The 21,796-nt window shown below is 59.6% G+C and carries 19 protein-coding genes; 6 read left to right on the top strand and 13 right to left on the bottom strand.

Annotated elements, in window-relative coordinates; genetic code table 11:
- Window positions 1-9: 9 nt before the first annotated feature.
- From KHO30_RS01170 to KHO30_RS01210, 9 genes are all read right to left on the bottom strand, one after another.
- Window positions 10-168, bottom strand: a complete 159-nt coding sequence (locus KHO30_RS01170; protein ID WP_028196115.1) for an entericidin A/B family lipoprotein — start codon at window positions 166-168, stop codon at window positions 10-12.
- A gap of 6 nt (window positions 169-174) precedes the next feature.
- On the bottom strand, window positions 175-1,584 hold the full coding sequence (gene leuC, locus KHO30_RS01175; protein ID WP_154557951.1) for a 3-isopropylmalate dehydratase large subunit: 1,410 nt from the start codon (window positions 1,582-1,584) through the stop codon (window positions 175-177).
- Window positions 1,585-1,869: 285 nt separating this feature from the next.
- A complete protein-coding gene (gene gltA / locus KHO30_RS01180) occupies window positions 1,870-3,171 on the bottom strand; it encodes a citrate synthase (protein WP_028196113.1) in 1,302 nt (433 codons plus the stop codon).
- Between the two features lie 92 nt (window positions 3,172-3,263).
- Window positions 3,264-3,539, bottom strand: a complete 276-nt coding sequence (locus KHO30_RS01185; protein ID WP_074289032.1) for an FAD assembly factor SdhE — start codon at window positions 3,537-3,539, stop codon at window positions 3,264-3,266.
- A gap of 1 nt (window position 3,540) precedes the next feature.
- The gene (locus KHO30_RS01190) at window positions 3,541-4,245 is read right to left on the bottom strand and encodes a succinate dehydrogenase iron-sulfur subunit (protein WP_054034792.1); all 705 of its coding nucleotides are present in this window, start codon (window positions 4,243-4,245) and stop codon (window positions 3,541-3,543) included.
- Window positions 4,246-4,269: 24 nt separating this feature from the next.
- A complete protein-coding gene (gene sdhA, locus KHO30_RS01195) occupies window positions 4,270-6,045 on the bottom strand; it encodes a succinate dehydrogenase flavoprotein subunit (RefSeq protein ID WP_093634934.1) in 1,776 nt (591 codons plus the stop codon).
- Between the two features lie 4 nt (window positions 6,046-6,049).
- Window positions 6,050-6,418: a succinate dehydrogenase, hydrophobic membrane anchor protein gene (sdhD, locus tag KHO30_RS01200; RefSeq protein ID WP_054034791.1), complete on the bottom strand. Its 369-nt coding sequence runs from the start codon at window positions 6,416-6,418 to the stop codon at window positions 6,050-6,052.
- Window positions 6,419-6,422: 4 nt separating this feature from the next.
- The gene (sdhC, locus tag KHO30_RS01205; protein ID WP_054034790.1) at window positions 6,423-6,839 is read right to left on the bottom strand and encodes a succinate dehydrogenase, cytochrome b556 subunit; all 417 of its coding nucleotides are present in this window, start codon (window positions 6,837-6,839) and stop codon (window positions 6,423-6,425) included.
- A 157-nt stretch (window positions 6,840-6,996) separates the two neighbouring features.
- Window positions 6,997-7,797 (bottom strand): GntR family transcriptional regulator, encoded by an 801-nt coding sequence (locus tag KHO30_RS01210; RefSeq protein ID WP_054034789.1) that lies wholly within the window; start codon window positions 7,795-7,797, stop codon window positions 6,997-6,999.
- Window positions 7,798-8,302: 505 nt separating this feature from the next.
- Between KHO30_RS01210 and KHO30_RS01215 the strand changes: the two genes are divergently transcribed.
- The 6 genes from KHO30_RS01215 (at window position 8,303) to acnA (ending at window position 16,719) form a co-directional block, all read left to right on the top strand.
- A complete protein-coding gene (locus KHO30_RS01215) occupies window positions 8,303-9,286 on the top strand; it encodes a malate dehydrogenase (protein WP_211699797.1) in 984 nt (327 codons plus the stop codon).
- 227 nt (window positions 9,287-9,513) lie between these two features.
- Entirely contained in the window at window positions 9,514-10,527 is a 1,014-nt protein-coding gene (locus KHO30_RS01220; RefSeq protein ID WP_211699798.1) for an HpcH/HpaI aldolase/citrate lyase family protein, read from the top strand.
- Window positions 10,528-10,690: 163 nt separating this feature from the next.
- Complete coding sequence (gene prpC / locus KHO30_RS01225; protein ID WP_211699799.1) at window positions 10,691-11,878, top strand: bifunctional 2-methylcitrate synthase/citrate synthase; 1,188 nt, start codon at window positions 10,691-10,693, stop codon at window positions 11,876-11,878.
- 105 nt (window positions 11,879-11,983) lie between these two features.
- The gene (locus KHO30_RS01230) at window positions 11,984-12,484 is read left to right on the top strand and encodes a hypothetical protein (RefSeq protein WP_200617449.1); all 501 of its coding nucleotides are present in this window, start codon (window positions 11,984-11,986) and stop codon (window positions 12,482-12,484) included.
- A 25-nt stretch (window positions 12,485-12,509) separates the two neighbouring features.
- Window positions 12,510-13,961 (top strand): bifunctional 2-methylcitrate dehydratase/aconitate hydratase, encoded by a 1,452-nt coding sequence (locus tag KHO30_RS01235; RefSeq protein ID WP_211699800.1) that lies wholly within the window; start codon window positions 12,510-12,512, stop codon window positions 13,959-13,961.
- A gap of 40 nt (window positions 13,962-14,001) precedes the next feature.
- Window positions 14,002-16,719 carry an aconitate hydratase AcnA gene (acnA, locus tag KHO30_RS01240; RefSeq protein ID WP_211699801.1) on the top strand — a complete coding sequence of 906 codons (2,718 nt, stop codon included), beginning with the start codon at window positions 14,002-14,004 and terminating at the stop codon, window positions 16,717-16,719.
- 103 nt (window positions 16,720-16,822) lie between these two features.
- On the opposite strand, the gene KHO30_RS01245 is transcribed toward acnA, so the two are convergent.
- From KHO30_RS01245 to KHO30_RS01260, 4 genes are all read right to left on the bottom strand, one after another.
- On the bottom strand, window positions 16,823-17,830 hold the full coding sequence (locus KHO30_RS01245; protein WP_211699802.1) for a hypothetical protein: 1,008 nt from the start codon (window positions 17,828-17,830) through the stop codon (window positions 16,823-16,825).
- The gene (locus KHO30_RS01250; RefSeq protein ID WP_244863907.1) at window positions 17,827-19,089 is read right to left on the bottom strand and encodes a sensor histidine kinase; all 1,263 of its coding nucleotides are present in this window, start codon (window positions 19,087-19,089) and stop codon (window positions 17,827-17,829) included. Before KHO30_RS01250 ends, KHO30_RS01245 begins: the two co-directional genes overlap by 4 nt.
- 453 nt (window positions 19,090-19,542) lie before the next feature.
- Window positions 19,543-20,151, bottom strand: coding sequence for a response regulator transcription factor (locus KHO30_RS01255; protein ID WP_211699803.1), 609 nt, complete (start codon window positions 20,149-20,151; stop codon window positions 19,543-19,545).
- 404 nt (window positions 20,152-20,555) lie between these two features.
- A complete protein-coding gene (locus KHO30_RS01260; RefSeq protein ID WP_211699804.1) occupies window positions 20,556-21,749 on the bottom strand; it encodes an OmpA family protein in 1,194 nt (397 codons plus the stop codon).
- Window positions 21,750-21,796 lie beyond the last annotated feature (47 nt).

A 21,796-nucleotide genomic window follows, 5' to 3' on the forward strand; every position in this document is an offset into this window, starting at 1 on the left:
AAAAACCGCTTATTTGTCAGCGTGATTGCTGATCGAATTGCCGAGGTGCGACATGTCCTCGCCAAATCCGTGCACCGTGTTGCAGCCGGCCAGACCGAGCAATAGCCCGGCCAGGGTACCGAGTGCGAAACGCCGCAAAAGAGTGGTGCGATTCATGTTCTTCATCATGCGTGTTTATCCAAGCTTGCGAATATCGACGAAATGCCCTTCGATAGCCGCTGCAGCAGCCATCGCGGGGCTCACGAGGTGGGTACGGCCACCGGCGCCCTGACGACCTTCGAAATTACGATTCGACGTGGATGCGCAACGCTCGCCCGGATCCAACCGGTCGGCGTTCATTGCGAGACACATCGAGCAACCGGGCTCACGCCATTCGAAACCGGCATCCGTAAAGACCTTGTCGAGGCCTTCACGTTCCGCTTGCGCCTTCACCAGACCCGAACCCGGCACGACCATGGCCAGACGGATGTTCGGTGCAACGCGGCGGCCGAGCTTCTTCACGACGTATGCCGCAGCGCGAATGTCTTCAATGCGCGCGTTGGTGCACGACCCAATGAAGATTTTATCCGGCTTGATGGATTCGATCGGCGCATTCGGTTCGAGCGCCATGTACTTCAGCGCGCGCTCCATTGCATCGCGCTTGACCGGGTCTTTTTCGCGCTCCGGATCCGGCACGCGGCCGTCCACGGCCGTGACCATTTCCGGCGACGTGCCCCACGTGACTTGCGGCACGATTTCCGCAGCGTTCAGCTCGACCACGCGGTCGAATTGCGCGCCTTCGTCTGACTTGAACTGCTTCCAGTACTCGACCGCGTGATCCCACTCGACGCCTGCCGGCGAAAAGGGACGGCCCTTCAGGTATTCGATCGTGGTGTCGTCTACAGCGACCATGCCGGCGCGCGCGCCCGCTTCAATCGCCATGTTGCAGACCGTCATGCGGCCTTCCATGGACAGCGCGCGAATCGTCGAACCGCCGAATTCGATCGCATAGCCCGTGCCGCCTGCCGTGCCGATCTTGCCGATGATCGCGAGCACGATGTCTTTCGCCGTACAGCCGCGCGGCAACGGGCCTTCGACCTTCACCAGCATGTTCTTGCTCTTCTTCTGCAAGAGCGTTTGCGTGGCCAGCACGTGCTCGACCTCCGAGGTGCCGATGCCGTGCGCCAGCGCGCCGAACGCGCCGTGCGTGGACGTGTGCGAGTCGCCGCAGACAATGGTCATGCCCGGCAGCGTAGCGCCCTGCTCCGGCCCGATGATGTGCACGATGCCCTGACGCAGGTCGTTCATCTTGAACTGCGTAATGCCGTAGGCGTCGCAGTTCGTGTCGAGCGTATCGACTTGCAGCTTGGAGACCGGATCGGCAATGCCGTGGCTGCGATCCGTGGTGGGGACGTTGTGGTCCGACACCGCCAGATTCGCGCTGATACGCCACACCGGACGCTCAGCCAGCTTCAGGCCTTCGAACGCCTGAGGGCTGGTGACTTCGTGCAGCAAGTGACGGTCGATATAGAGAATCGTCGTACCGTCTTCTTCCGTGTGGACCACGTGTGTGTTCCACAATTTGTCGTAGAGAGTCTGTGCCATGGTATGCGGGGTAGTAATGACTGCGGGCTGACTGTGTCGGTCGATTATGCCACGCAGAACCCCGCTTAGGGCCCATGAATCATGCAAAAAACCGATAAAAAACAGGGAGTTGGGTGGTAGTGACGATACCTGTATGGATGTTACCCGGACCCCATTTGCCACCAGCAGTTTCGCGTATCCAAAACCAAACGCCCCAACGGTCAACCCGTTGGGGCGTTTTTCATTCATCCGGCCGCACGCATTTCACCGCCCTTGGGCGATAAAACGCGCCGCAAAGACTACCGCTTAGCGTTGCGCAATCGGCTTCGCTTCGCGTTGCGTGTCGCCGATGAACAGTTGACGCGGACGGCCAATCTTCTGTTCCGGATCAGCGATCATTTCGTTCCACTGTGCAATCCAGCCGACCGTACGTGCCATCGCGAAAATACACGTGAACATCGACGTCGGGATGCCCAGCGCGCGCTGCACGATGCCCGAGTAGAAGTCGACGTTCGGGTACAGCTTGCGCGACACGAAGTATTCGTCTTCCAGAGCGATCTTTTCCAGCGCCATGGCCAGCTTGAACAGCGGGTCGTCGTGCAGGCCCAGCTCTTCCAGCACTTCGTGGCAGGTTTCGCGCATCAGCTTCGCACGCGGATCGTAGTTCTTGTAGACGCGGTGACCGAAGCCCATCAGCTTCACGCCCGAGTTCTTGTCCTTCACCTGCTTGATGAACTCAGGAATATTGTCGACCGAACCAATCTCTTCCAGCATGTTCAGTGCGGCTTCGTTCGCACCACCGTGCGCCGGGCCCCACAGACATGCGATACCGGCTGCGATACACGCGAACGGGTTAGCGCCCGACGAACCCGCCAGACGAACCGTCGAGGTCGACGCATTCTGTTCGTGGTCAGCGTGCAGGATCAGGATACGGTCCAGCGCACGCACCAGCACGTCGTTGACCTTGTACTCTTCGCACGGGTTCGAGAACATCATGTGCATGAAGTTCGCGCTGTACGACAGGTCGTTCTTCGGGTACGCAAACGGCTGACCGATGCTGTACTTGTACGCCATCGCGACGAGCGTAGGCAGCTTCGCGATCATGCGAATGGCCGACACTTCACGGTGACGCGGATTGTTGATGTCGAGCGAGTCGTGATAGAACGCCGACAGCGCGCCGACTGCAGCGACCAGAATCGCCATCGGGTGTGCGTCGCGACGGAAGCCACGGAAGAAGAAGTGCATTTGCTCATGCACCATCGTGTGCTTCGTGACGGTGTTCACGAACTCGTCTTTCTGCTGCGCGTTCGGCAGTTCGCCCTTCAGCAGCAGATAGCAGGTTTCGAGGAAGTCGGCGTTTTGCGCGAGGTTGTCGATCGGGTAGCCGCGATACAGCAGCTCGCCCTTGTCACCGTCGATGTACGTGATCGCCGAATTGCACGCCGCCGTCGACATAAAGCCCGGGTCGTACGTGAACTTGCCGGTCTGGCCGTACAGTTTGCGGATGTCGATCACGTCCGGGCCGAGAGTGCCCTTGTAAATCGGCATTTCAACGCTCGGCGAATTGTCGCTGAACGATAGCGTGGCTTTAACATCTGACGGGGTCATAGCACATCCTCAATCGAAGTATGGAAACAGGGTTTCGATAATTTGCACGCCTGGGAACAACGGACAAGCGGCGCTCAAGACGTTAGCGGTGCTCAAGCATTCCGCAACAGCTCCAGCACCCGGATCACATCCGGGTCGGCAAGTTCGCCTTCCGGTTCCTTGCGAACGAGCAGCAAGTCCATCAGGTCGTTATCGCTCAGCTCGAGCAGGCGCGTGAGAGCGCCAACATCGGCATCGCTGAGGTCATGCTCATATCGGCTGAAAAAACGTTCAAAGATCAGATCGTTTTCCAGCAGGCCCCGCCGCGCGCGCCAGCGAAGGCGCGCGCGGCGGAGAGGGTCGGACTGATGCGATGTTTCTGTGTTCATCCTAGACTGCGCGGCGAACCATCAATTCCTTGATCTTGCCAATCGCCTTGGTCGGGTTCAGGCCCTTCGGGCAGACGTCGACGCAATTCATGATCGTATGGCAACGGAACAGACGGTACGGATCTTCCAGATTGTCGAGGCGTTCACCCGTCGCTTCGTCGCGGCTATCCGCGATGAAACGATAGGCCTGCAACAGACCAGCCGGGCCGACGAACTTGTCCGGATTCCACCAGAAGCTCGGGCACGACGTAGAGCAGCTAGCGCACAGAATACATTCGTACAGGCCGTCGAGCTCGTCGCGTTCTTCCGGCGACTGCAGACGTTCCTTTTCCGGCGGCGGCGTATCGTTGATCAGGTACGGCTTGATCGAGTGATACTGGTTGAAGAACTGCGTGAAGTCGCAAATCAGGTCGCGCACAACGGGCAGACCCGGCAGCGGACGCAGCACGATCTTCTGCGGCAGGTCGTTCATGTTCTGCAAGCAGGCCAGACCATTCTTGCCGTTGATGTTCATCGCGTCCGAACCGCACACGCCTTCGCGGCACGAACGGCGGAACGACAAGGTTTCGTCCATCGCTTTCAGCTTGAGCAGCGCGTCGAGCAGCATGCGTTCGTGCGAGTCGATTTCGATCTCGTACGTTTGCATGCGCGGCGCTGCGTCCTTGTCCGGATCGTAGCGGTAAATTTCAAATGTACGCTTGGCCATTTCTGAATTCCTTTGACTTGTGCCTTAGAAGGTACGCGCTTTCGGCGGCACCGATTCGACGGTCAGCGGTTGCATCTGAACCGGCTTGTAGTCGAGGCGATCGCCTTCGCTGAACCAAAGCGTATGGCGCAGCCAGTTTTCGTCGTCGCGATGTTCGAAGTCGTCTTGCGCGTGCGCGCCGCGGCTTTCCTTGCGGGCTTCGGCGGAAACCATCGTGGCGCGGGCCACTTCGATCAGGTTCTCCACTTCCAGTGCTTCGATACGCGCCGTGTTGAACACCTTCGACTTGTCTTTCAGGTAGATGTTGTCGACACGGTCAGCCACTTCGCGAATCCGCTCGACACCTTCGGCCAGCAGCTTCGACGTGCGGAACACGCCTGCGTGCGCCTGCATGGTAGAGCGGATGTCGGCCGCAACGGTCTGCGAGTATTCGCCCGACGTGGACTTGTCCAGCTTGTTCAGACGCGCCAGCGAGAAATCGCCTGCGTCGGCCGGCAGCGGCTTGTGTTCCTTGATGTCCTTCACGTGCTTGACGATGTGGTTGCCGGCCGCGCGGCCGAACACCACCAGGTCGAGCAGCGAGTTCGTGCCGAGACGGTTTGCGCCGTGCACCGACACGCACGAGCATTCGCCCACTGCGTAGAAACCGTTGACGACTTCCTTGTGATCCCGCGACGTGCCAACGACCTGGCCGTTGATGTTCGTCGGGATACCACCCATCTGATAGTGGATGGTCGGCACAACCGGAATCGGCTCTTTAATACAATCGACGTTCGCGAACTTCATGGCGATTTCGCGGATCGACGGCAGACGCTTCATGATCGTCTCAGCGCCGATGTGCGACAGGTCAAGCAGCACGTGATCCTTGTTCGGACCCACGCCGCGGCCTTCCTTGATTTCCTGGTCCATCGAACGCGAAACGAAGTCGCGCGGCGCCAGATCCTTCAGCGTCGGCGCGTAGCGTTCCATGAAACGCTCGCCGTTCGAGTTACGCAGAATACCGCCCTCACCACGCACACCTTCGGTAATCAGCACGCCCGCGCCGGCCACGCCGGTGGGGTGGAATTGCCAGAATTCCATGTCTTGCAGTGCGATACCCGAACGCGCAGCCATACCCAGGCCGTCACCGGTGTTGATGAACGCGTTCGTGGATGCTGCGAAGATCCGGCCCGCGCCGCCCGTAGCGAACAGCGTGGTCTTGCCTTCGAGGATGTAAACGTCGCCGGTTTCCATTTCCAGCGCGGTGACACCAAGCACGTCGCCGTCGGCGTCGCGGATCAGATCCAGCGCCATCCATTCGACGAAGAACTGCGTCTTGGCTGCCACGTTTTGCTGGTACAGCGTGTGCAGCAGCGCGTGACCCGTACGGTCAGCGGCCGCGCAAGCGCGTTGCACCGGCTTTTCGCCGTAGTTGGCGGTGTGGCCGCCGAACGGGCGTTGGTAAATCGTGCCGTCAGCGTTACGGTCGAACGGCATGCCGAAGTGTTCGAGTTCGTACACGGCGTTCGGTGCTTCACGGCACATGAACTCGATCGCGTCCTGGTCGCCGAGCCAGTCGGAACCCTTGATCGTGTCGTAGAAGTGGTAGTGCCAATTGTCTTCGCTCATGTTGCCGAGCGAGGCGCCGATGCCGCCTTGGGCAGCGACCGTGTGCGAACGCGTCGGGAACACCTTGGACAGCACGCAAACCGACAGACCGGCGCGCGCGAGTTGCAGCGAAGCGCGCATCCCCGAGCCGCCTGCGCCGACGATAACCACGTCAAACTTGCGACGCGGCAGAGAATTCTTGATTGCAGCCATTCTTTTACACTCTCCAGAGAATCTGCGCAGCGTAGCCCGCACATGCGAGCAGCCAGACGATCGTCAGCGCTTGAAGAAACAGGCGCGTGCCAACGGGCTTCACATAGTCCATCCAGATGTCGCGGATACCAACCCACGCGTGATAGAACAGCGACAGCAGCGTGACGAACGTGGCGAGCTTCATCCATTGCGTTGCAAAGATCGAGGCCCAGCCGTCATACGAGAAATCGCGCGCGCCGAAGAACCACGCGAGCAGGATCACCGTGTAGACGGCCATGATGCAGGCGGTAATGCGCTGGGCGAGCCAGTCGCGCAGGCCGTAATGTGCGCCGACGACGAGACGCTTCGGACCGATTCGGTTATTAGCTGCCATTTTTTTAGAATGCTCCGAAGAGTTTGAGCGCGAAAGCAATCGTCAGAAGCGACGAAACGACCAGCACCACGATGGAGGTTTGCTTGCCCTTCTCTTTGGTCGTGAGGCCGTGGCTCGTGTCCATGAACAGGTGACGGACACCCGCGCAGAAGTGGAACAGGAAGGCCCACGCGAGAACGAGCGTGATGAGCTTGACGATGATGTTGGAGAGGAAGCCCTTGAACACTTCGAAGCTAAGTTCGGAAGTCAGGCTCTGATCGAAGAGGTACAGCAGGAACGGAAGAAAAACAAAAAGCAGCCCACCGCTTAAGCGGTGCAAGATGGACACGCGCCCCGCTAGCGGGAGACGGTATGCCGTCAAAATCTGCCCGATACCGATGTTCCGGAATTCCGGCCTCGGTTTTTTTACGGCTTCAGCCATGCTAGACCCCTACTATGTAGTCACACTAATCCGCAATTTTAGCGCCTTTTTATATCGCGCTGCAGCGAAAACCACTACAGGTCCGTTACAGCGCGCGCGATAAAGGCGCCTTCAAACAGGCGCGCGTGTGGGACGCGACGCCTTTTTTCGTCCCGATTCAGCTCAGATCGTTCTGATAGTAATACCCGGTTGTGACATACCAACCACGGCGCACCTCAACCGGCCGGTCTCCATATGTATAGGAGACGCGTTCGACCGAAAGCAGCGGGAAACCCGCCGGCACATGCAGCAGATCGGCGACTGCCGGATCAGCTGCGACCGCGCGGATCTTCTCCGTTGCGCGGATCATGCGTGTGCCGAATTCCGTCTCGAACATGGCGTAGAGGGGACCTTTATACTCCGACAGCCGCTCGAGCGTGAGCCCGCGAAACACCGCGCCGGGTAACCAGATTTCGTCCAGTACGGTGACTTCACCGTCGAACTGCAGCAAGCGCTTGATCAACACCACCGGATCGGCGGGTTTCAGATCGAGTTGCCGGGCGATGTCCGCCGAAGCACGCAAACGCCGGCACTCAAGCAGGCGGCTGACGTGCGGATGTTCCGCGCCGTCATCGGCCAGTAATCTGAGGAAGCGAAACTGGGCGCGGTCTTCATTGTGCGTTGCAACAAAAGTACCCTTGCCCTGGCGGCGCACCAGCAGGTTGTCGGCAGCAAGCTCGTCGATCGCTTTGCGCACAGTTCCCTGACTGACCTTGAATCTGGCCGCCAATTCGACTTCACTAGGAATGATCTCGCCAGGTTTCCATTCGCCGGTTTCGAGGCTCTGCGTAATCAAGCCCTTGATCTGCTGATACAAGGGGCTGAAAGTGGGCGACGTGGCGGGCGTGGCAGCGGATACACCCTCGCCCGTGGCCCCATGGCCGTTCGGATTCGCGGTGTTCGCCTGGTTCGAAGTCATCCGCGCATTTCATCATAAAGGGCCGGGCCGCGTCTAGGGTTTTCCCCGCAACAGATATGTCTTATATAAGACATAAGATAATGTTGACTTTGTGTCTGACGGCTCCTACACTCCTTGTCGAGCAAGGGTTTGCGGGTTTTTCGGCGGCTGTTTTGCACTGTGCAATACAGCGCCGCAGCGCACCGGCAGCCACTCTGCGCCATGCTGTTCCCACGCAGTCCAGGTTTCGATTCGCCGCCATTCGTTGGTCAGACGCTTGCCGAAACGCGCTGTTTGCAGGAGCCCGCATCGTGCAGCGGCTACCCGGCGCCAGGATGCCCCGCTCCCCGCCCAGCAGTACAGGTTTCCGGCATGGCGGTCTTGCCGCAGCGCGCCGCACAGCCTCGGCACATTCCGAGGCCGTACGCAAACAGTGAATTCCGCCGTGTTTCACAACGCTTCGCTGAACGCACATATAGAATGGCGTTTTCCCTAGCGTCTAACGCATCGTCCTGGAGATTTCTCAATGGCTAAGCCCGCAAAGCGCGTTGCCGTCACCGGCGCCGCAGGTCAAATCGCTTACTCCCTACTGTTCCGCATCGCCAATGGCGACCTGCTCGGTAAGGACCAGCCGGTTATCCTGCAACTGCTCGACCTGCCGCAAGCGCAAGGCGCCGTCAAAGGCGTCGTGATGGAACTGGATGATTGCGCATTCCCGCTGCTGTCGGGTGTCGTGATCACTGACGACCCGAAGGTTGCATTCAAGGATGCCGACGTTGCCCTGCTGGTCGGCGCACGTCCGCGTTCGAAAGGCATGGAGCGTAAAGACCTGCTGTCGGCAAACGCCGAAATCTTCACGGTTCAGGGCAAGGCGCTGAACGAAGTCGCGAGCCGCGACGTGAAGGTGCTGGTGGTCGGCAACCCGGCCAACACCAACGCTTACATCGCAATGAAGTCGGCGCCGGATCTGCCGAAGAAGAACTTCACCGCCATGCTGCGCCTCGACCACAACCGCGCGCTGTCGCAACTGGCCGCCAAGTCGGGCAAGCCGGTCGCTTCGATCGAAAAGCTGGCTGTGTGGGGCAACCACTCGCCGACCATGTACCCGGACTTCCGCGTTGCAACGGCAGATGGTCAAGACCTGACCAAGCTGATCAACGACGAAGAATGGAACCGCAACACGTTCATCCCGACCGTCGGCAAGCGCGGCGCGGCGATCATCGAAGCGCGCGGCCTGTCGTCGGCAGCGTCGGCAGCTAACGCTGCAATCGACCACGTGCGTGACTGGGTGCTCGGCACGAACGGCAAGTGGGTCACGATGGGTATCCCGTCGGACGGTTCGTATGGCATTCCGGAAGACATCATCTACGGTGTGCCGGTTACGTGCGAAAACGGCGAGTACAAGCGCGTTGAAGGTCTGGCAATCGACGCGTTCTCGCGCGAAAAGATGGACGGCACGCTGAACGAGCTGCTCGAAGAGCGCGAAGGCGTTCAACATCTGCTCGGCTAAGCCCTGATGCAGACGAACCGGAACTCCGTAGCTTTATCGCGGCGGGTTCCGGTTTTTTACGTGCGAATGCAGGTACGTCCCACGAAATTGCGGTTCACTTCGCAATTTGTCGTGCCAGTATTCGCCTCTGATTCGAACGCGCTTTGCGTCATGGCTGGTTGATCGCCGAGCAGAACGCGTCCGAATCCGATTTACCCACCCGACCACCCAGAATCCTGACGCCGAAGATGCGCGCCCTCACACCCGCCGAAGTGCTGTTTGACGGCGAAGTGCCGCCCGCTGTGCTGCCTGCCTGCGATCACTACGCCGGCAGCGAGAAGCTGATGCTGAAATCACTGGCATTGCAGCAGCAACTCGGCCCGGTGTTCGACATCACGCTCGATTGCGAAGACGGTGCACAGGTCGGCCGCGAAGCCGAACACGCGGAGCTGGTCGCGTCGCTGCTGGGCAGCGAGCATGACCACTTCGGCCGTGTCGGCGTGCGGATCCACGACTTCGATCACCCGCACTGGCGTGACGACGTCCGTCTCATTCTGCGCGCTGCAAAGCGAGCGCCTGCTTACATCACCCTGCCGAAGATCCGCAACGTTCCCGATGCCGCCGAAATGGTCGCGTTCATCGAGGCGATGCGGCGTGAACTCGGCATCGCGCAGCCGGTGCGGGTGCAACTGCTGGTCGAGACGCATGGCGCATTGACGCGCGTGTTCGATCTGGCCGCGCTCCCCGGCGTCGAGGCGCTGAGCTTCGGCCTGATGGACTTTGTTTCCGCGCACGACGGCGCGATTCCCGACACCGCCATGCGCTCGCCCGGTCAGTTCGATCATCCGCTGGTGCGGCGCGCCAAGCTCGAGATTTCGGCGGCCTGCCACGCGTACGGCAAGGTGCCGTCGCATAACGTCAGCACCGAAGTGCGCGACATGAGCGTGGTTGCAAACGACGCCGCCCGCGCCCGCAACGAGTTCGGCTACACGCGCATGTGGAGCATCCATCCGGCGCAGATCGAAGCGATCGTCGCTGCGTTTGCTCCGCGCGACGAAGAAATCGTCACTGCTACCGAAATTCTGCTGGCTGCGCAGTCGGCGCAATGGGGGCCGACGCGCTATCACGACACGCTGCATGACCGGGCGAGCTATCGCTACTACTGGTCGGTGCTGCGTCGCGCGCAATCCACGGGTCGCGCCGTCCCGCAAGACGCTGCGCCGCTCTTCACGAAAGTGGGCGCTAACGGGCAAGCCGCATGATGAGCACGATGGCCAATGCAGCAGTCGGCGTGGCAGCGCTGGTAGGCGGCTTCGCGTGGCGCCGTACAAGCGAATCAGAGCCGCGTCTCGCGCAGCAGGAAACAGCCGTCGAATGTGTGGTTCAACCGGAAACAATGAGCAGGCACAAAGGAGATTGCGGGAGATGAGCGAGACGACGCAAACCGCCGGTGCACAAGGCGAGAACGAATCTAAAAGCGCCTTCAAACCGAAGAAATCCGTCGCCCTGTCTGGCGTGGCGGCTGGCAACACTGCCCTTTGCACGGTCGGCAAGACCGGCAACGATCTGCACTACCGCGGCTACGACATTCTCGACATCGCCGGCGCATGCGAATTCGAAGAGATCGCGTATTTGCTGGTCCACGAAAAGCTGCCGACGCAGGCCGAACTCACCGCCTACAAGACCAAACTCAAGGCGCTGCGTGGCCTGCCCGCAAATGTCAAAGCCGCGCTGGAATGGATTCCAGCCGCTGCTCACCCCATGGATGTGATGCGCACCGGCGTGTCGGTACTCGGCACCGTGCTGCCGGAGAAAGACGACCACAACCTGCCGGGCGCACGCGACATCGCCGACAAGTTGATGGCCTCGCTCGGTTCGATGCTGCTGTACTGGTACCACTACTCGCACAACGGCAAGCGCATCGAAGTCGAAACCGATGACGATTCGATCGGCGGTCACTTCCTGCATCTGCTGCACGGTGTGGAGCCGTCGAAGGCATGGGTTGATGCAATGCATGTGTCGCTGAACCTGTATGCCGAGCATGAGTTCAACGCGTCGACGTTCACCGGCCGCGTGATCGCTGGCACGGGCTCGGACATCTATTCGGCGATCACCGGTGCAATCGGTGCGCTGCGTGGCCCGAAGCACGGCGGCGCCAACGAAGTCGCATTCGAAATCCAGTCGCGCTATCAGACGCCGGACGAGGCCGAAGCCGACATCCGCAAGCGTGTCGAAAACAAGGAAGTGGTGATCGGTTTCGGTCACCCGGTGTACACGATTTCCGACCCGCGCAACAAGGTCATCAAGGAAATCGCGAAGAAGCTGTCGAAGGAAGCGGGCAACCTGAAGCTGTTCAATATCGCCGAGCGACTTGAAACAGTGATGGCAGATGTGAAAAAGATGTTTCCAAATCTCGACTGGTTCAGCGCGGTTTCGTATCACATGATGGGCGTGCCGACGGCGATGTTCACGCCGCTGTTCGTGATCGCCCGTACGGCAGGCTGGAGTGCGCACATTATCGAGCAACGGATCGACAACAAGATCATCCGTCCGAGTGCGAATTACACCGGTCCAGAGAATTTGAAGTTCGTGGCGCTAAATAGGAGAAAATAGCGGTCGCTGTGCGCTTTCGAAGCGCGTGCAGTTCAACCCTCGCGGTTGCCAGGACCGGTAGCCCGCGTACTGTTCAACTGAAACTAGATAGAAAGGTTCTCCTCCATGAATAAGCTGTTGATCGCCGCCGTAATCGGCGCTTTGTCCACGACGATGCTGACCGTTGCGACGGACGCCGCTGCACAAACCACCACCACGCCGGCTGCCAAGGCTGTGCCGAAGAAGCCGCAACCGAAGCGCCTGATCAAGCGCAAGGCCAATCCGGCCAAGGAAGCGAAGGTTGATCCGGTGCCGGAAGGTTCGGAAAAGTGGTCGTGCAACGAAGGTCTGGCATTCGACCTGAAGGGCGACATGAAGCGTGACCAGATCGTCACGGTTCACTGGGCGAACAAAAACTACAATCTGCCGCGCGAATCGACCACCACGGGCGCAGACCGCTTCCACGACGCAGCATCGGGTATGGACCTGGTCGTGATCCCGACGAAGGCAATGCTGTTCTCGGATAAGGACAGCTCGCGTCTGGCCGACGAGTGCAAGACGGTAGCCATGCAACAAGGCGCACCGGCTCCGACGCAATCGAACGCGATCGACAAGACCAGCAACTAATCAGTTACATCAGGAAAGCTCCCCGATGTCCGCTCCGATTTCCAACGTGCGACCCGACCCGGACTTAGTCCTGGTCGATATCGTCGATTACGTACTGGAATTCCCGATCGACAGCACGCTCGCGCTAGACACCGCGCGTAACTGCCTGATCGATACGCTCGGCTGCGGACTCGAGGCGCTCACCTATCCTGCCTGCACCAAGCTGATGGGACCGATTGTGCCGGGCACGATCGTCCCCAACGGCGCGAAGGTGCCGGGCACGTCGTTCCAGCTGGACCCGGTTCAAGCCGCCTTCAACATCGGCGCAATGATCCGCTGGCTGGACTTCAACGACACATGGCTGGCCGCCGAATGGGGCCATCCGTCGGATAACCTCGGCGGGATTCTGGCGACGGCCGACTGGCTCTCGCGCAGTGCCATCGCAGCAGGCAAACAGCCACTGACGATGAAAGACGTGTTGATCGGCATGATCAAGGCGCACGAAATTCAAGGCTGTATCGCGCTCGAAAACTCGTTCAACAAGGTCGGGCTCGATCACGTATTGCTGGTGAAGCTGGCTTCGACCGCCGTGGTCGGCCAACTGATCGGTTTGACGCGCGATGAGTTGATCAACGCGGTATCGCAGGCGTTTGTCGATGGGCATGCACTGCGCACCTACCGTCACGCGCCGAACACGGGTTCGCGCAAATCGTGGGCCGCGGGCGATGCGACTTCGCGCGCCGTACGTCTTGCGCTGATCGCGAAGACCGGCGAGATGGGCTATCCGTCGGTGCTGACCGCGAAGACGTGGGGCTTTTACGATGTCCTGTTCAAGGGCAATGCGTTCAAATTCCAGCGCCCGTACGGCTCGTACGTGATGGAAAACGTGTTGTTCAAGATCTCGTTCCCGGCTGAATTCCACGCGCAGACGGCGGTGGAAGCGGCAATGACGCTGCATGCGCAACTCAATGCAGCAGGCAAGCGAGTGGAAGACATCAGGAAGATCACGATCCGCACACACGAAGCCGCGATCCGTATCATCGACAAGAAGGGCCCCCTGAACAACCCGGCCGACCGCGATCATTGCATTCAGTACATGATCGCCGTGCCGTTGATCCATGGCCGTCTGACGGCCGCGGATTATGAAGATTCGATCGCGCAGGACGCGCGTATCGATGTGCTGCGCGCCGGGATGGAATGTGTCGAAGACGCGCAGTTCACGAAGGATTACCACGATCCGGAGAAGCGTTCGATCGCCAATGCACTGACGATCGAATTCAACGATGGGTCGACGTTCGACGAAGTTGTAGTCGAATACCCGATCGGTCATAAGCGTCGTCGCGAAGACGGAATTCCGTTGCTGGTCGAGAAGTTCAAGACCAATCTCGCGCGCCGCTTTCCGGTCAAGCAACAACTGGCGATTCTCGACGTGTCGCTCGATCAGGCAAGGCTCGAAGCCATGCCGGTCAATGAATACGTCGATTTGTACGTCATCTAGTTAAGTACAGTAGTTCCGCGATCAAACCAAGGAAAACACCATGGCCCACAACCTCCACAAAACGCTCAAGGAATTCGACAGCGGTTCCGGCAAAGGCAAGTTCTACTCCCTGCCGCAACTCGGCAAGGCACTGAACATCAAGATCGACCGCCTGCCGGTTTCGATCCGTATCGTGCTGGAATCGGTGCTGCGTAACTACGACGGCAAGAAGATCGCCGAAGAACACATCGAGCAACTCGCGAACTGGAAGCCGACCGCAGCGCGCGTCGACGAAATCCCGTTCGTGGTGTCGCGCGTCGTGCTGCAGGACTTTACCGGCGTTCCGCTGCTCGCTGACATCGCTGCAATGCGCGGTGTCGCGAAACACATGGGCAAGGATCCGAAGTCGATCGAACCGCTGGTCCCGGTTGATCTGGTGGTCGACCACTCGGTGCAGATCGATCACTTCCGCGAAAAAAACGCGCTCGATCTGAACATGAAACTGGAATTCCAGCGCAACAACGAGCGCTACCAGTTCATGAAGTGGGGCATGCAGGCATTCGACACGTTCAAGGTCGTGCCGCCGGGCGTCGGTATCGTTCACCAGGTGAACCTGGAATACCTCGCACGCGGCGTGCATAAGAAGGCCGAAGGCGCGGACACCGTGTACTACCCGGATTCGCTGGTCGGCACCGACAGCCACACCACCATGATCAACGGTATCGGTGTGGTGGGCTGGGGCGTGGGCGGTATCGAAGCTGAAGCCGGCATGCTCGGCCAGCCGGTGTACTTCCTGACGCCGGACGTGGTGGGCGTCGAACTGAAGGGCAAGTTGCGCGAAGGCCTGACGGCGACCGATCTGGTCCTGACCGTGACGGAACTGCTGCGTAAGGAAAAGGTTGTCGGCAAGTTCGTCGAGTTCTTCGGCGAAGGCACGAAGTCGCTGTCGCTGCCGGATCGCGCGACGATCGGCAACATGGCTCCGGAATACGGCGCAACCATGGGCTTCTTCCCGGTCGACGAAAAAACCATCGACTACTTCAAGGGCACGGGCCGCACCGACGCAGAAATCTCCGCCTTCGAAAACTACTTCAAGGCGCAGGGTCTGTTCGGTATTCCGAAGGCTGGCCAGATCGACTACACCAAGGTCGTCACGCTGGATCTCGGCACGGTGACGCCGTCGCTGGCAGGTCCGAAGCGCCCGCAAGACCGTATCGAAATTGGTCACGTGAAGTCGACCTTCAGCGACCTGTTCTCGAAGCCGGTGGCAGAAAACGGCTTTGCGAAGAAGTCGGAAGATCTGGACGCGCAATACACGACGAGCAACGGCGTCGACGTGAAGAACGGCGACATCCTGATCGCCGCGATCACGTCGTGCACGAACACGTCGAACCCGAGCGTGCTGCTGGCTGCTGGTCTGCTGGCCAAGAAGGCTGTGGAAGCTGGCCTGACGGTCGCGCCGCACATCAAGACCTCGCTGGCGCCGGGATCGCGCATCGTCACGGAATACCTGACGAAGACCGACTTGATGAAGTACCTCGACAAGCTCGGTTTCACGCTGGCCGCTTACGGTTGCACGACCTGTATCGGCAACGCAGGCGACCTGACGCCGGAACTGAACGAAGCGATCACGAAGAACGACATCGTCGCGGCAGCGGTTCTGTCGGGCAACCGTAACTTCGAAGCGCGTATCCATCCGAACATCCGCGCGAACTTCCTGGCCTCGCCGCCGCTGGTTGTGGCTTACGCAATCGCCGGCAACATCACGCGCGACCTGATGACCGAACCGGTCGGCAAGGGCAAGGGCGGCAAGGACATCTACCTGGGCGACATTTGGCCGACCAGCGAAGAAGTCAACGAGCTGCTCAAGTTCGCGCTGGACGCAGACGCGTTCCGCAAGAACTACGCGTCGCTGACCAAGAAGGGCGACCTGTGGAGCAAGATCGAAGGCGAAGAAGGTCAAGTCTACGACTGGCCGAAGTCGACCTACATCGCTGAGCCGCCGTTCTTCGGCAAGGACTTCTCGATGACGCCGGCCGACAGCATCGCTCCGGTCAAGGGCGCACGCGCACTGGGCATCTTCGGTGACTCGGTCACGACCGACCACATCAGCCCGGCAGGCTCGATCAAGGAAGACTCGCCGGCAGGCAAGTGGCTGAAGGCAAACGGCGTGCAGAAGGCCGACTTCAACAGCTACGGCTCGCGCCGCGGCAACCATGACGTGATGATGCGCGGCACGTTCGCGAACGTCCGGATCAAGAACCTGATGATCCCGGCGAAGGCAGACGGCACGCGCGTGGAAGGCGGCCTGACGATTCACCAGCCGAGCGGCGAACAAGAGTCGATCTACGACGCAGCGATGAAGTACATCGACGCGGGCACGCCGACGGTTGTGTTTGCGGGTGAAGAGTACGGTACGGGTTCTTCGCGTGACTGGGCTGCGAAGGGTACGCAACTGCTGGGCGTGAAGGCTGTGGTTGCTCGCAGCTTTGAGCGGATTCACCGTTCGAACCTGGTCGGCATGGGCGTTCTGCCGCTGCAGTTCAAGGGTTCGGATAGCGTGCAATCGCTCGGTATTACCGGCGAAGAGACGTTTGACGTGGAAGGCCTGGGTTCAGACTTCAAGCCGCAGCAGGAAGTGACGCTGGTGATTCACGGCAAGGACGGCAAGGAAAAGCGCGTGCAGGTTCTGCTGCGTATCGATACGCCGATCGAAGTGGACTACTACAAGCACGGCGGGATTCTGCCGTTCGTGTTGCGTTCGCTGCTGGCTGCTTAAGGTATTAGGTAACGTATGCAGTAGCTGCAAGCTGTTTTGCAGGTGCTGCGTCCTTGTGGAAGGACGCAGCCGATTTGAGAGCCCGGCTTTGGCCGGGCTTTTTTTATTTGTCGCTGCGATCGGTGTGGAAGGCGGCGGGATCGTCGGTGATGCGGCGCTGGATCATGCGAGCGTTCCAGTCGGCGTCCCCTTGGACCGGTACGGTGGCGCGCGTGGTGACATGTGCGCGCGACTGCTTGGCCCAGTTGAGCAACGCTGCCTGCTCGACTGTGTCGTTTTCGGTCGACGGACGCGTGGCCCATTCTGGCTGTTTCGACACAGCAGGTCCCGCGGCCGGGCGAACGGCACGGCTCAGCGCGAGCCGCTCGTTGACATGCCCTTCCGTCATACGTGCGACCGCGACTTTGCGTTCCGTCTTTGCGGGGCGGGTTGTCGTGGTCTCGCGAGAAGGTGCTGGCACGACATCTGCCGCCGCATAGCGCTTTGCAAAGCTTGCGGACGGTGGCGCTGCAACGGTGCTTGTCTTTGGCACCGCGCTAGCTGCTGAAGGCACACTCCCCGAAATCGTCTGCATCTCTTCAACTGCCAACTGAGCCAGCTCAATCGGTTCTTGTGGATCGACAACGTGTGGACTGCTGACGGCCGGCGGAACCGCTGGTCTCAGAGCCAGTTCGCTCGCCTTATTGGCGTCTCGCATCGCGCATGTCGCCAGCAACCAGGCCAGCGCGATACTGCAACCCACGAAGATTGCCCCACCGAGGATGTGGTCCGACCGCGACGAGCGCGGACGTACCCTGCCTGCCTCAAGGTAGCGCTTTGCTTCAGCCAGCGCCGCGTCAAAGCCGTGGGAAGCCACGCGTCGCGGCGGCACTTTATAGAAGAAAAGCTTCGCGCCCGGAGGAAACGGACCCGGTCGTGCCTGCTGCGGCCGGCGTTGCACTGCGTCCTGCAGCGCCCGCTGTGCTTCGGTTTGAGCGATAGGTTGCGTGGCGTCTTGTGTCGCGGCTCGCGCGGTACGTCGTCGCGAGCCGAAAGGAGGCGGCAAGCCGTCGAATGGGCGCGGTTTCGGAATCGCCAGAGCACCTTCAATCAAGGCCAGAGGTCGGTTCATTGCATGATGCTCCGGTGTGGGTCGATCGCGGTGTCGAGTTGCGTGACCAAAGTCCTGCTGCGCTCGATGAGCGAGTCGATTGCACTGGTCTCGTGCTCCGGTGCCGTACTAGCGCTCCGTAGCGCTTCCATCAGACTGCCTGCACCGACGAGGCCCACGGCCCCACTCAATCTGTGCAGCAAGGTGCGTAACCCATCGATGTCATGCTGGTGATGCAAGCCGCCTAGGCGCTCCAGATCGTCCGTCATCGAACGACGCCAGGCACTTAGAAATGTGTAGAGATTGATGCCCTCTTCCGACAGCGCGTCGAGATAGCGACGTTCGAAGGGTTCAAATGAGGAGCTCGTGGCAACGTCCCGCGACTGCGCGGCGATGGTGAACAGGGGCGCCCGTGCGTTGCTCGTCAATTCCGCGGATGGCCCCCATTGCTCGACGCTGAACGGCGCACTGAAGCTCACACGAGTGGCGGATTTTGAATCGCTCGTGACTAAAAGTTCGCCTTGCATACGCTGCGCCAGTATCTGGCAAAGCGACAAGCAAGCGTCCAAGTTGGCGGGCCATTCTCCGGCGAACGCTAGATCAACGATCGGCTCGAACAGTGGCAATTGGGCAACGTGAACTGCATCACGTCCGGTATCCATCAATTTGATAGAAATACGCTGCGAACCAGCATTCAGTAGTTCCGCCTGCACAACGACGGCAATCTCGCCCTGTGTGCCGAGTTGAATCACGTGGTTTAGCAGGTGGAAGAAAATCTGACCAAGCCGCGCACTATCGGCGAGTATCAGCGTCGCCACCGCTTGGTCAAAGCTCACACTCGGACGCAAGCCTCGCTGCGCGGCAGCAGGAGCCAACAGCGCGATGACACCATCGATGACCTCCCGCGGATTCGTCACACTTTCGTCTAGAACGATGGTTCGTGACTCCAACGGCGAAATATCCATCAGATCGTGAAGCGTTTGGGCCCACGTACGCATCGCGGACTGGATCATCAACATCTGCGTGCGTTGAGCAGACGGCATCGCTGTGGTTTCGAGCGATTCAAACAGACCCGTTACGGCGGTCAACGGAGCTTCCGTATAGAGACGCATCGCGCCGAGCAGCCAGAGCTGCTCCTGCTTTGCGGCGGCATGTGCCTGGATGGATGCCTTGACACGCGCAGCCTGCTCCCGTGCTTCGGCTGCATCGCACCGGCGTGCCCATTCATCTTCAGCGCGACGCCATTTCTCCGCAGCGCGCCTCAGCGCGGCGCGAGACAAGCACGCACCGGCAAGCGCTACAACCGCGGGGGCAGCGAGCTCCAATACCCACGTTTGCCGATCGATCTCGGTGTCACGTGCGCCAGTTGCCGGTTGGCCCGTGACATAGCGACTATCACGCGATGCAAGCACGAAGGGCGCGCTGGCGACAGTCTCGTTGCGCGAATGAGTGCCGTGAGCCGGTTGCCCGAGTTGGGCCACCGCATCTCGCGCGGCCAGCACAACAGCCGGACGCGAATTGTTGTGGTACAGCATGCGTGGCGCACCGTCGGCTAGCAGTGCCGCATTGGCCCGTAGCGAGAACATACACAGCAGCGCAAACGCACAAAGGCCGCCCAAAACCGCCGCAAAGCGGATTGACGTAAGTCCCGCATTCTGCGAGAAGCGTGATGCACGACTACGCGTGTCCGCTGGAGAACCAAGCCGACTCATTTTTTTCATAACCCGAAAAACTCAGTCGATCAGTCTGTGCAATGTCGCAAACTCGATTAGCGCGGCCAACGACGACAGCCCAAGCTTTTCCTGAATGCGGCTCTTGTACGTGCTCACGGTCTTGTCGCTCAAAAACAGGCGGCTCGCAATATCCCGGTTGCTTACGCCACGCGCGAGATGCTGCAGCACCTCGACCTCGCGCGCCGACAACGTATGCAGTCCGTTCTCCTTCGCCGAATTGGCCGTCTCGGCCGGAAAGCAGTCGTAACCGAATAGCACGGTTTTTAGTGCAGTAACTAACTCGCTGATTTCTCGCGCTTTTCCGACATACCCATTTGCGCCAGCAATACGCGTATAAGCAGCCATAACGTGTTCTGGTTTGGCGGAAAGGACGAGAATGCAGATTTTGGTATTGTGTGCGCGAATACGGCGAATCATGGATAGACCGTCAAGCCGCGGCAAATCGAGATCGAGAATAAGTAGGTCGGGGTTCTCAGCCAGCACCATTTTCAGGCCGTCTTCACCATCGCCGCACTCGCCAACCAGATCCAATTCGGGGTCGGCGCGTAACACATCCGCTATAGTTCCTCGAATCATCGGATGGTCGTCAACAATCACGATTCGCTTCATTTACCGTTCCATTTTTTATCATTAATCAATGGGCGTAAACTGAATCGAAATAGCCCATGCAAGACATTGCACGAAATATTAACAATATCCCGGAGACATTTTTTCTTTGCGGCGGCGCGATAATTCCGCAATATTTGTCGGATTTTTCCCACTCGGACGATTTGAGATTCCCTACGTGCAAGTGGCGAATACCGCACTGAAATCCGTCTGGAAAAACCGGATATGAAAAGACGAGATGAGAAGCGAGTGCGACCGCCGTCCGCAGTCATGCAACAGACGTCATCGTGTGGCATCAGACTTTCTGATGCCACACAATGATCGAGTTGATTCCGGGTGATACGTATTGCAGTAATACCCGTTAAATGTGGTCACCGAACTGGCAAGGTCCGGCGATCACCTCCTCCTTACTGATCCTGCGGGTCTTGCTGTCGCATCTGTTGCTGCATTTGCTGTGGTTGCATTTGCTGTGGTTGCATTTGCTGTGGTTGCATTTGCTGTGGTTGCATTTGCTGTGGTTGCATTTGCTGTGGTTGCATTTGCTGCGCATGCGCATTGCTGCGCGCGAAGTCCAGTTCCACGCGACGGTTCGGTGCCAGACAGTCGATCAGTGCCTGTTGGTTCCCGTTATTACACTGCACGACCGGTTCTTCCTTGCCCCGACCACGTGCCATCATCGGCGTCTTCACGCCACCGTTCTGCAGATAACGTTTAACCGTCTCAGCACGCTTAGCGGACAACTGACGGTTATAGCTTTCGCTACCGAGGCGGTCCGTATAGCCTTCAATGCGGATGCCCGTTACGTCGTCAACCTGCCGGAGATCCCGGACCAACTGGTCGAGCTTGGCCTTGCCTTCTGGCAGGATGCCGGCCAGATCGCTGCGGTCAAACTTGAAGGTTGCGTCCGCCTGCAGCGTCACCTTTTGCGGTATCGGCGAGGCGACCGGCGCAGCAACTGGCGGCGGCGTGCAGGCTTCGAGAGAAGCCCCGATGCCTGGCAAACCCTTCTCCACGCCGTCAACGATCCGCTGGCTTGCGTCGAAGTTACGCGTCCACGCTTCGTGGCCGGCGTGAATCAGTTCAACCTCGGAGCAGGCCGTCAAGCGCTGCGCCTCCTGACACTGCGGGAAGAGCGGCGAGGTTTTCGCGGCAAGAATCTGCTTCCACAGATCCGGGCGGATCACCGACGCGGTTCGCAATTCCGGATTGTCGACGGAAAGTCCCTGCCCCGTTTCAAGAGCGGTGGTCAGGTGGTCGGCCTGGTGCAGCGCTTCTTCGACAAAACCCCAACCGTCGTGGAGGGAGCGTTCATCGCGGGCGGCGTTAAGCCAGCATTGCGCCTTGTCGCCAAAATAGTTGTTCTTGCGCTCACCCAGTGCGTTCAGACGCGTCTGAACTGCGTTCAGCATCGGACCATTCTTCGTGCTGCTGTAGGTTCCGATCCACTGCGGCGTGACGGCTCCGGAAGATACATCTTGCGAAGCCTTGAAACCAGTCTGCAGAACTGTGGGATCCTGAATCTGCAGGCGGTCGCGCGTCGCGGACGACGAACAGCCTGCAAGCATCGCGGCAAGCGCGATGGCAATCAATGAATACTTCATGTGTGTGTTCCATGGAAAGAGGGCCGCACGGAAGCTTCCCGTGCGAC

This window comes from Paraburkholderia aspalathi (assembly GCF_905220735.1).
GTDB lineage: Bacteria > Pseudomonadota > Gammaproteobacteria > Burkholderiales > Burkholderiaceae > Paraburkholderia > Paraburkholderia aspalathi.

Bases quoted from the DNA above. Each gene is read 5' to 3' on its own strand.
- KHO30_RS01170 (WP_028196115.1), bottom strand. From the start codon at position 168: ATGATGAAGAACATGAATCGCACCACTCTTTTGCGGCGTTTCGCACTC.
- leuC (WP_154557951.1), bottom strand. From the start codon at position 1,584: ATGGCACAGACTCTCTACGACAAATTGTGGAACACACACGTGGTCCAC.
- gltA (WP_028196113.1), bottom strand. From the start codon at position 3,171: ATGACCCCGTCAGATGTTAAAGCCACGCTATCGTTCAGCGACAATTCG.
- KHO30_RS01185 (WP_074289032.1), bottom strand. From the start codon at position 3,539: ATGAACACAGAAACATCGCATCAGTCCGACCCTCTCCGCCGCGCGCGC.
- KHO30_RS01190 (WP_054034792.1), bottom strand. From the start codon at position 4,245: ATGGCCAAGCGTACATTTGAAATTTACCGCTACGATCCGGACAAGGAC.
- sdhA (WP_093634934.1), bottom strand. From the start codon at position 6,045: ATGGCTGCAATCAAGAATTCTCTGCCGCGTCGCAAGTTTGACGTGGTT.
- sdhD (WP_054034791.1), bottom strand. From the start codon at position 6,418: ATGGCAGCTAATAACCGAATCGGTCCGAAGCGTCTCGTCGTCGGCGCA.
- sdhC (WP_054034790.1), bottom strand. From the start codon at position 6,839: ATGGCTGAAGCCGTAAAAAAACCGAGGCCGGAATTCCGGAACATCGGT.
- KHO30_RS01210 (WP_054034789.1), bottom strand. From the start codon at position 7,797: ATGACTTCGAACCAGGCGAACACCGCGAATCCGAACGGCCATGGGGCC.
- KHO30_RS01215 (WP_211699797.1), top strand. From the start codon at position 8,303: ATGGCTAAGCCCGCAAAGCGCGTTGCCGTCACCGGCGCCGCAGGTCAA.
- KHO30_RS01220 (WP_211699798.1), top strand. From the start codon at position 9,514: ATGCGCGCCCTCACACCCGCCGAAGTGCTGTTTGACGGCGAAGTGCCG.
- prpC (WP_211699799.1), top strand. From the start codon at position 10,691: ATGAGCGAGACGACGCAAACCGCCGGTGCACAAGGCGAGAACGAATCT.
- KHO30_RS01230 (WP_200617449.1), top strand. From the start codon at position 11,984: ATGAATAAGCTGTTGATCGCCGCCGTAATCGGCGCTTTGTCCACGACG.
- KHO30_RS01235 (WP_211699800.1), top strand. From the start codon at position 12,510: ATGTCCGCTCCGATTTCCAACGTGCGACCCGACCCGGACTTAGTCCTG.
- acnA (WP_211699801.1), top strand. From the start codon at position 14,002: ATGGCCCACAACCTCCACAAAACGCTCAAGGAATTCGACAGCGGTTCC.
- KHO30_RS01245 (WP_211699802.1), bottom strand. From the start codon at position 17,830: ATGAACCGACCTCTGGCCTTGATTGAAGGTGCTCTGGCGATTCCGAAA.
- KHO30_RS01255 (WP_211699803.1), bottom strand. From the start codon at position 20,151: ATGAAGCGAATCGTGATTGTTGACGACCATCCGATGATTCGAGGAACT.
- KHO30_RS01260 (WP_211699804.1), bottom strand. From the start codon at position 21,749: ATGAAGTATTCATTGATTGCCATCGCGCTTGCCGCGATGCTTGCAGGC.